The organism is Marinibacterium sp. SX1 (assembly GCF_050389775.1).
GTDB lineage: Bacteria > Pseudomonadota > Alphaproteobacteria > Rhodobacterales > Rhodobacteraceae > Marinibacterium.
In genome coordinates, this window is the sequence record NZ_CP177144.1 from 2,792,095 (window position 1) to 2,800,937 (window position 8,843).

The window sequence follows — 8,843 nt, forward strand, 5'->3', positions numbered from 1 at the left end:
GGCATGAACTGGCTCGACCAGGCGATCACGCTTGTCGCGCCGGGATGGGGCGAGCGGCGCCTTGCGGCGCGGTCGCGTCTGAAGGTGCGCATGAACTACGATGGGGCCACGCGGGGCCGGCGGTCCGGCGGCTGGGCTGCCCCGTCGACGTCGGCGGACGCCGCCGGCACGCTGGGCGGGGCGCGGATCCGCATGCGGGACCTGGCGCGCGACATGGTGCGCAACCGGCCTTTCGCGGCCCGCGGGGTGTCGGTGATCCTGGGCAACGTGGTCGCAAACGGGATCCTGCCGTCGGTTGCCGCTGCTGACGCCGGTGTTCGGCAGGATGCGCAATCGGTGGTCGCCGAGCATCTTCTGTCCCCATGGCTGGATGCGCAGGGTGTCCTGTCGCTGCCGGCCATGCAGCGCGCGGTGATGTCGAACGTCGTCCAGGACGGGGAAATCCTGGTCCGTCGCCGGTGGCGGCAGGGGACGTTCGCCCGCGGATTGGCGCTGCCCTTCCAGGTCGAGCTGCTGGAGGCGGATTACCTGAACACCTGGTTGACGTCCTGGGGGCAGAACGAGGTGATCGAGGGGGTCGAATACGGCCCGACCGGCGCGGTCGTGGCCTATCACCTGTATCGACAGCACCCGGGCGGCGCGTCGCGGCGCATGAACCTTGAGAGCGTCCGCGTGCCTGCGACCGACATCCTGCATATTCGCCGGATCGATCGAGCCGGCCAGACGCGCGGGGTCAGTTGGTTCGCGCCGGTTCTTCTGACCCTCGGCGACTTGGCGGATTACCAGGAAGGCGAACTGCTGAAGCAGAAGATCGCGGCGCTGATGGCGGGGTTCATCACCAGTGACGACGACGATTACGAGCCGTCGAACGAGGACGGCGAGGCATTGGCCGAGGGGATCGGGCTGGCCTCGATTGAGCCCGGAACCTTCACCGAGCTTCCTCGGAACAAGTCGATCATCTTCTCCACGCCGCCGAAGATCGAGGGCTATGACGGTTTCATGCGGCAGACGCTGTCGGCGATCGCGATGGGACTGGGCATCACCTACGAGGCGCTGGCCGGCGACCTGTCCAAGGTGAACTTTTCCTCGGCGCGCATGGGCCGGATGGAAATGGACCGGAATGTCGAGGCCTGGCAGCAGCTGATCATGATCGACCAGTTCTGCAACGGGATCGGGCGCTGGGTCGCCGATGCCTGGGCCATCCGTTTCGGCGCGCCGCCGGGGTTCTCGCTGACCTGGACGCCCCCACGACGCCCGCTGATCGACCCCCGCGAGATGACCGCGCTGATTGCCGAGATCGATGCCGGGCTGAACAGCACGCAGCGCGGCATCCGCCAACTGGGCCGAGACCCCGAGGTGATCCGGCGCGAGCGTGCAGAGGACGCGCGGCATGCGCCCGCGCGCCCGCTCGGTGCGGCGTCGGGACCGGTCCCGGTCGCGGACGACGATGACGATGAAGATGATGAAGAGGAGCAAGAGACATGAACCCGGAAGATCTGATCATCGCGCCGGGCCAGATCGCGCTCGACGGATATGTCGCGGCCGACGAGGACGCGCGGTTCATGGATGGTGGCGGTTTTTCACCTGCGATGGTGCGCAACGCTCTCCGGCTGGTGCAGGGCGACGTGACGATCTGGGTCAACTCGCGGGGTGGAGATCCCCATGCCGGTGAAGCGATCCGAGCCATGATCGCCGGACACGCGGGCGAGACGCGGGTCATCGTGGCCGGGATGGCCGCCTCGGCGGCGTCCCTGCTGATCATGGGCGCGGCCCGGATCGAGATGACGGCCGGATCGCTGATCATGATCCATGACCCGCATTCCGTCGTCTTTGGCGATGCCGCTTCCCTGAGATCGCAGGCGGACGCGCTGGATGTCATGGCCGCCACCTATGCCCGGGTCTACGCCGCCCGGGCCGGAATGGGCGAGGAGGAGGTCCGCGACCTGATGCGGTCGGAAACCTGGTTCTCGCCCGACGCGGCAATTGCCACAGGCTTTGCCGACGCGATCTTCCGTCCGACCGAAATCGATGTCCCCGCGGAAATGTCCGCGCCGGCCGCCGGCCAGCGTGTCGACGAGGCGGCCGCACGCCGCGTGGTGGCCGCGATGTGTCGCAACGAGATTTCCCGCCCCGGCGCGGAATTCACGGCCGTTCCCGGCCACAACCAAGGGCCCGCAATGGCCGCAACAGGAGTTCCCGACATGGAACCTGAAGAAGACGCCGTCGTGACGGTGACCCCCGATGCCCCTGCCGCTCCGGCGCCGACCGCCCCGACCCAGCGCATGCATCTGTCCGAGCCCGCCGGTGGCCAGTCGGCCGACGCCGTGCGCGCGGCGGAGCGGACCCGCAACCGCCAGATCATGACCGCGGCCCGGCCGCACCTCGCCGCGGGTGCCTTTGACGAGGCCTTTGTCGACGGCCTGATCGACAGCGGTGTCAGCTACGAAATGGCCTCGGCGCAGATGCTGGAACGCCTGGCCGCCGCGCAGCCCGACATCGAAATGGCAAGCCGCTCGCGCCAGGCTTCGACGATCGTCCGCGACGAGCGCGACACCCGCCGCGAGGGCCTGACCATCGCGATGTCGGCCCGGCTGTCGGGCGATGCGATCGAGGATGATCGGGCCCGCCCCTATGCCTCGATGTCGATGCACGAGATGGCGGCGGCCGCGCTTGGCCGTTCGGCGCCCGGCTTCGGCAGCTTCGACAGCCGCGAACGGGTGCTGATGGATGCGTTCCACACGTCGAGCGATTTCCCGAACATCCTGTCGACCTCCGTCAACCGGATCCTTGAACGGCAGTACGAACTGACCGGGCGGACCTTCACGCAGATCTCCCGCGAGATGACGTTCAACGATTTCCGGACCCATGACGTCGTTCGCCCGGATGAATTCCCGACGCTGACCAAGATCAACGAGACCGGCGAGATCAAGTTCGGCTCGATCGGCGACAGCAAGGAAACCGTGGCCCTGGCCAGCTATGGCACCGGCCTGTCCATCAGCCGGCAGGCGCTGGTCAACGATGACCTGGGCGCGATCCAGGATGTCCTCGACAGCGCCGCCTCCATTGTCCCGGAGTTCGAGGAATCGACCTTCTGGACGGTCTTCCTTCAGAACAGCGCCCTGGCTGATGGCGTTGCCATGTTCCATGCCGATCATGGCAACCTCGCGGGCTCGGGCAGCGCGATCTCGGTCACGGCGATCTCGGCAGGCCGTAAGGCGTTGCGCCAGATGAAGGCGGCCGACGGCAAGCGGGTCATTTCCATGAACGCGCCGACCATCCTGCTGGTCGGCCCGGCGCAGGAAACGGCGGCGGAGCAGTTCGTCGCCCAGGCGATCGTTCCGACCAAGGCATCCGACACCAACCCCTTCACCGGCAAGCTGACGGTGGTCGTGACCGAGGAGATCACCGACAATTCCTGGTATCTGCTGGTCCCGCCCGCCAAGCGGACGGTCAACTTCCGGCACGGGTATCTGCGCGATCGCTCGATGCCGCGTGTCCGCGTGGCCGAGCCCTTCGGCCAGCAGGGTCTGAAGATGACGCTGGAGCACGATTTCGGCGTCGGCGGTGTCAACTACCGCGGCGGTTTCAAGAACCCCGGCGCCTGACGGCTGGCGGACCCTCAACTGACGGGCGGCCCGCGGGCCCCCGTTCCCTTGACCTGCGCGGCAAAGGCCGCCGAGACGGAGAAAGATCATGAAAAACTATTCGCACCCGGGGGAGACGCTGACCGTCACCGCCCCGGCAGCTGTCGTGTCCGGCGCCGGTGTGCTGGTCGGCGCGATTTTCGGCGTGGCCCAGTTCAGCGCCGCCTCTGGCGATCCCGTGGAGATCAAGCGGCGTGGCGTCTTTTCCCTGCCCAAGACGGGGGCGCAGGCCTGGACGCAGGGCGATGCGCTGTTCTGGGACACCGCCGAAGCCGAGGTCACGTCGGTGGGCACGGGAAACGTGCATGTCGGTTTCGCTCCGGAGGATGTCGGCGCCTCGGCCGAGGCCGGCGCGGTTCTTCTGACCGGTGCGGCGCAGTCGGTCGCGGCCTATGTGGCCGACGCAAGCTCGGGCAGTGCCGGTGAGGTCAACGCGCTCCGCGATGCCCTGGTCGACGCGGGGCTGATGGCGTCCAGCTGATGACCGGTCTGTTCGATGGCCTGGCCTCGGTGATCCTCGATACGCTGGGCGACGACGTGACAGTTTCCACGGAGGCGCATGGCGACCAGGTCATCCAGGCCAAGTTCCGCGAGCAGCCGATCGAGGTGACGGACGGCGAGGGCCATACGGTGCTGATCGTGGCGCCCACCCTCTGGGTGTCCCGGGCCGTGCTCGACGGTATCCGGCGCGATGATCTGGTCATGCCGGCCATCACCCCCGGCCGGACCTTCCGGGTCGTCAACGTGCAGCCCTCGGGGTCGCCGGGCGCGGATGCCCTGATCGTCTGCGAGCTGGAAGAGGAATTCGCGTGATGCACCGGCGATCCGAGTACCGCGCCATCGCGAAAGCGGCCCTGTCGGCCCATGCGGACCTGGCGAGTTTCACGGTCATGTCCGCATGGGCGCGCGACATCGATCCCAAGACGTTGCCGGTCTTCGGGGTGGCAACGCCGGGGGAAACCAAGAGGCTCGACAGTCTCGACACGTCGGAGCGTGCCTGCACGCTGATGGTCGTCCTGAAGATCCTGGGCGGCGACGACATCGAGGATCGTCTCGATGTGCTGGGGGATGCGGCGGAGGCAGCGATCCTGTCGGCAATGGCGCAGCAGCTCGGGCCGGAGCGCCCCTGCACGCTGACCGATACCGAGGTGGTGGTCGATGGCGGCGGCACCCGCCGCGTCGGCACCCTGACCATGAAGTTCGAGGTCATGGCCTGGCTGGTCGAGGACCTGTCGGCCGCGTGATCCGGCCATCACAACCTGCATTGGAGAAATGAAATGACGGCAAGCAGTGGCGCCGTGCGCGGCTACGGCTCGACGGTTCGCATCGGGGTCGGGGAAACACCGACCTGGACGAAGCTGGTCGGGGTCGAGGAATTCGAATTTCCGGACCAGACGCCGGAGAACATCGACACGACCTGGCTGGAAAGCCCGGATGACACGATGGAAGCCATCCGTGGCATGAAGCAGGTGGCCAGCTGGTCGCTCGATATCCAGTATGTCCCGGGCAGCGACACGGATGTCGCCCTGTCGGCGGTGGAAGCCTCCGAGGAGATGTTCCTGCTGGAGCTGACCGCCCGCGGCGCGGCCGCGGTGACCTATGCCGCCTACCTCAACAGCTGGCGGCCCACCGGCATCTCTGCCGTCAACAAGATGATGGCCAATGCGACCTTCACGGTCATGGCCAAGGTCGAGGCCTGATCCGGATGGCGAATGGTCTCAAGGGTGAAGTGGCCATCACCATCGATGGCAAGGTCTGGGTTCTGGTCATCGACTTCAACGCGCTTTGCGATTTCGAAGAGGTGACGGGGGTCAATTCGATGACCTTCATCGCGGAGTTCGAGGACGATAAGCGGACGCCGTCCGCCCTGCACATGCGGGCCTTCATCCATTCCATGCTGAAGGAGCGTCAGCCCGATGCCACCCGGGCCGACGCCGGCCGTGTCCTGAGCGCTGATCCGGATGTTCTGATCCGGGCCTTCAATGCCGCGTTTCCGACGCCGGAGGAAATCGGAGACCAGCCGGGAAAGGCGACGGCGGCGCAGAGCTGAGCATCATGGACATGCTGGAGGATTTCCTGGCGGCCGGATACCGGGCGGTCGATTTCTGGGGCCTGTCGCCGCGACTCTACCTGGCGCACATGCGCGCCGCCCGGCGCCGCGTCGGGGAAGGGCAGGCCGCAGCCGCCGAGGCGGCATTTGTCGGAGCCCGGTCAAGCGAGCGCGGCCTGCAACGGTTCGTCGCGGCGGTCACGGGCAGGGACAATGCCATGCCGCCCGAAGCCCTCGACGGCATGATCCGGTCAGCCAGCGCCGGGATGCAGGTCATTTCCATGGCCGAATACCTCAAGCGCAGGGAGCAATGAGATGTCATATGTAGGCGAACTGCGCGCCCGGCTGGGCCTGGATGCCAAGCCCTTTGACCGTGGCCTGCGGCGCTCGCGGGGCGTTGCCCAGGTCTTCTCGCGGCAGATGCGCTCGATGATGGCCGGGGTGGGCGTCGCCATTGCCGGCGCCCTGTCGGTGCGGGCGGTCAAGAGCGCCATGTCGGCGATCGATGCGCAGGCGAAGCTGGCCCAGTCCCTCGGGACCACCACAGAAAGCGTGCAGATCCTCGGCCGGGCCAGCGACCTCTCCGGGGTGTCGATCGGGGAGATGCAGCAGGCCACCCTGCAGATGACCAAGCGGCTGAGCCAGGCCGCCCGGGGCGGTGGCCCGGCGGCCAAGGCCCTGGCCGAGATCGGCCTGTCGGCCGGCGAGCTGATCGACCTGCCGCTCGACGAGCGTTTGGCGCGGATCCAGGATGCCATCGCCTCCATGGTGCCCGAGGCTCAGCGGGCCTCGGTTGCCACGAAGATCTTCGGGGATCGCGCGGGCCTCGTGTTCACGCGCATCGACAGTGCCACCTTGCGTCAGGCCGCGGCCGATGTCCGTGATTTCGGTGTGGCCGTGTCCGAGCAGGAGGCCGACGGTATCGAGCGGACCAATGATGCGCTCAGCCGGCTTGGCCTGATCGCAACGGGGATCGGCAACCAGATCGCGGCAGCCCTGGCGCCGGGCCTGGAGGCGGTGGCCAACGGCCTGGCGTCGGTCGTGCGTGATGGCAATCTCGTGCGCGGTGTCATCGAGGCCATGGGGTCCGCCTTCCAGATGTTCCGCGGCAATCTCGATCTCGTCGGGACGGCACTGGTGGCGGTGTCAGCTGCCAAGGCTGCCAATTTCATCGCGGCGCTCGGCGGCATCCGGGGGGCTTTGGTCGCGGTGGCGGCAGCGGCGCGCACCACGGCGCTCGCGGTCTGGGCAGCGGCCGGGCCCTGGGGGATCCTCGTGGGCCTGGTGGCCGGCGCGGCGGCCTATTTCCTGGTCTTCCGGGACAAGTCGGCCGAGGCGACCTCTGCCATGGAGGATGCCAAGGCAGCCCAGGATGCGCTGAACAGCGCCATGGGAACCTTCTACGAGTCGGCGTCGCCAACAGCGGCGAAGTCAGCGGTCGAACTGGCAAAGGATTACCGCGACCTGGCAGTCGCCGCCCGTGACGCGGCGCGCTCGAACATCGCCGAGCTGCAGTCGGCCCTGGCGAAGAACCAGGCGCTACAGGCCAATTCGCGGCGGATGAGCCGAACGTCGTCCCGCCCGGCCACCGAGCAGAACGAGCAGGAGATCATCGCCGACATCGCGGCGGCCAAGGAGGAGCTTGCGAAGGCCGAGGCGATGCTGGCCGATGCGGAGCGGAAGCGGAAGGCCACCGCCACTGCCGTCACCAGTTCGATGGTCGTGCAGAACGAGGTGACCAAGGATCTGACGGACAGCATTGGCGTGCAGATCGAGGGACTGGAGAACCTGGGCAAGGCCGGCGGATCGGTCGGGGATGCCTTGAAGGGGCTGGGCGAAGGTGTCGCGGACCTGAGGAACCCGGCTGCGGAAGCGGAGCAATCGTTCCGCAGCCTGTTCACGGGCATCGTGTCACGGTCGAGTTCGGCGAGCGAGGCGCTGCAGGGGCTTCTGGGGCGCATGGCCGACCTGGCGGCCAATGCAGCCTTTGATGCCCTCTTCGGTAAGGCCGGCAGCGGCAAGTCCAACAGCATCTTCGGCGCCGTCGCCCAGGCGATCATCCCGGGCTTTGCCAATGGCACGCAGTCCCATGCCGGGGGGCTGGCCGTGGTGGGGGAGCGTGGCCGCGAGCTGGTCGATCTTCCGAAAGGATCGCGGGTCATCCCGAACCACCGGACGGAGAGCATGTTGTCGAACTCCGGCAGCATGGGGCTCCGGGTCTACCTCGATGACAGCCTGAGCCTGCAGGCGGCTGTCGAGAGCATCAGCGGCTCGGTCGCCGACGTGCGAATCGAACGGGCCACGCCGGCCATCGTGGGATCGTCTGTTCGTGCGGTGTCGCGCGGCAGCGCGAAGACAAAGAAGCTTCTGGGGGTCTGATGGTCGCCGTCTATGAATGGCCGCCGGTGGCGGTGATCGCGTCGGAGTGGACCGAGGAGGCGCCGATCAGCGTGTCGCGGTCGCTGATCTCGGGCAGGCGATACGTGTCGAGCTGGGCGCGCAAGCGACAGCTGGCGACGGTCGTGGTGTCGTCGCTGGGACGTGGCCGGATGGGGGCAGGGCATTGCGAGGTGCTCAAGACGCTTCTGGATGGGGGCGCGAACCTGGTGCGCCTGCCCAGCCGGCCGGTGAATTGGGCCCGGGACGCGCTTCGCGATGCCGGCCACCGGCAGTCCCGGCCCCTCAACTGGACAAACGGGGGCGTTGACCTGGACTGGACCCACGATGGGACGGAGCTGCTCTGGTATCGCGGCACGGTCCTGCACGGCACGGTGACCACCGACGACGGCTGGCCGGCTGTCCTGGTGACGGGGTTGCCGGCCGGTCGCCTTGTCGCCCGACCGGGTGAGTACCTGACGGTCTACAACGGAACGGGAAATGACGATCCCGACACGGTCGTGGTCCAGGCCGCGGCATGGTCCAACCAGTCGGGGGCCGCGCGGATCCGCACATTGACCGCCGCCGCCCATGACGGCCGCGTCAACATCGGCGTGTCCACCTCGGCGGTCTTCGAGGTCGATGGAGAGCTGCCCCGCGCCGTCCAGGGGATCAACAGTGATTGGACCTATACCTGGTCTTTTCGCGAGGTGTTCGAGGATGAGGTGCCGGGTGGCTTCGAGGAAAAATATCCCTGGGTTCTGCAGGCATGA

Annotated in this window: 10 protein-coding genes; all 10 read left to right on the forward strand. The window is 67.5% G+C overall.

From position 1 onward, the window contains the following. Window positions 1–3: 3 nt before the first annotated feature. Window positions 4–1,485: a phage portal protein gene (locus ACK3BB_RS12595; protein ID WP_428924988.1), complete on the forward strand. Its 1,482-nt coding sequence runs from the start codon at window positions 4–6 to the stop codon at window positions 1,483–1,485. Next, window positions 1,482–3,605 (forward strand): head maturation protease, ClpP-related, encoded by a 2,124-nt coding sequence (locus ACK3BB_RS12600; protein ID WP_428924989.1) that lies wholly within the window; start codon window positions 1,482–1,484, stop codon window positions 3,603–3,605. The genes ACK3BB_RS12595 and ACK3BB_RS12600 overlap by 4 nt, the downstream gene beginning before the upstream one ends. Before the next feature lie 88 nt (window positions 3,606–3,693). Then, window positions 3,694–4,125 (forward strand): DUF2190 family protein, encoded by a 432-nt coding sequence (locus ACK3BB_RS12605; protein WP_428924990.1) that lies wholly within the window; start codon window positions 3,694–3,696, stop codon window positions 4,123–4,125. Beyond that, entirely contained in the window at window positions 4,125–4,457 is a 333-nt protein-coding gene (locus tag ACK3BB_RS12610) for a head-tail joining protein (RefSeq protein WP_428924991.1), read from the forward strand. The genes ACK3BB_RS12605 and ACK3BB_RS12610 overlap by 1 nt, the downstream gene beginning before the upstream one ends. After that, window positions 4,457–4,888 (forward strand): hypothetical protein, encoded by a 432-nt coding sequence (locus tag ACK3BB_RS12615; RefSeq protein ID WP_428924992.1) that lies wholly within the window; start codon window positions 4,457–4,459, stop codon window positions 4,886–4,888. Before ACK3BB_RS12610 ends, ACK3BB_RS12615 begins: the two co-directional genes overlap by 1 nt. Before the next feature lie 33 nt (window positions 4,889–4,921). Then, window positions 4,922–5,344: a phage tail tube protein gene (locus ACK3BB_RS12620; RefSeq protein ID WP_428924993.1), complete on the forward strand. Its 423-nt coding sequence runs from the start codon at window positions 4,922–4,924 to the stop codon at window positions 5,342–5,344. 5 nt (window positions 5,345–5,349) lie between these two features. Continuing rightward, window positions 5,350–5,694, forward strand: a complete 345-nt coding sequence (locus ACK3BB_RS12625) for a hypothetical protein (RefSeq protein WP_428924994.1) — start codon at window positions 5,350–5,352, stop codon at window positions 5,692–5,694. A gap of 5 nt (window positions 5,695–5,699) precedes the next feature. Further along, window positions 5,700–6,008, forward strand: coding sequence for a hypothetical protein (locus tag ACK3BB_RS12630; RefSeq protein ID WP_428924995.1), 309 nt, complete (start codon window positions 5,700–5,702; stop codon window positions 6,006–6,008). Window position 6,009: 1 nt separating this feature from the next. Then, a complete protein-coding gene (locus ACK3BB_RS12635; RefSeq protein WP_428924996.1) occupies window positions 6,010–8,073 on the forward strand; it encodes a hypothetical protein in 2,064 nt (687 codons plus the stop codon). After that, entirely contained in the window at window positions 8,073–8,843 is a 771-nt protein-coding gene (locus ACK3BB_RS12640) for a hypothetical protein (RefSeq protein ID WP_428924997.1), read from the forward strand. The genes ACK3BB_RS12635 and ACK3BB_RS12640 overlap by 1 nt, the downstream gene beginning before the upstream one ends.

Excerpts from the sequence above, each read along its gene's own strand:
- ACK3BB_RS12635 (WP_428924996.1), top strand. The coding sequence starts at position 6,010 with ATGTCATATGTAGGCGAACTGCGCGCCCGGCTGGGCCTGGATGCCAAG.
- ACK3BB_RS12610 (WP_428924991.1), top strand. The coding sequence starts at position 4,125 with ATGACCGGTCTGTTCGATGGCCTGGCCTCGGTGATCCTCGATACGCTG.
- ACK3BB_RS12625 (WP_428924994.1), top strand. The coding sequence starts at position 5,350 with ATGGCGAATGGTCTCAAGGGTGAAGTGGCCATCACCATCGATGGCAAG.
- ACK3BB_RS12605 (WP_428924990.1), top strand. The coding sequence starts at position 3,694 with ATGAAAAACTATTCGCACCCGGGGGAGACGCTGACCGTCACCGCCCCG.
- ACK3BB_RS12630 (WP_428924995.1), top strand. The coding sequence starts at position 5,700 with ATGGACATGCTGGAGGATTTCCTGGCGGCCGGATACCGGGCGGTCGAT.
- ACK3BB_RS12595 (WP_428924988.1), top strand. The coding sequence starts at position 4 with ATGAACTGGCTCGACCAGGCGATCACGCTTGTCGCGCCGGGATGGGGC.
- ACK3BB_RS12640 (WP_428924997.1), top strand. The coding sequence starts at position 8,073 with ATGGTCGCCGTCTATGAATGGCCGCCGGTGGCGGTGATCGCGTCGGAG.
- ACK3BB_RS12620 (WP_428924993.1), top strand. The coding sequence starts at position 4,922 with ATGACGGCAAGCAGTGGCGCCGTGCGCGGCTACGGCTCGACGGTTCGC.
- ACK3BB_RS12600 (WP_428924989.1), top strand. The coding sequence starts at position 1,482 with ATGAACCCGGAAGATCTGATCATCGCGCCGGGCCAGATCGCGCTCGAC.
- ACK3BB_RS12615 (WP_428924992.1), top strand. The coding sequence starts at position 4,457 with ATGCACCGGCGATCCGAGTACCGCGCCATCGCGAAAGCGGCCCTGTCG.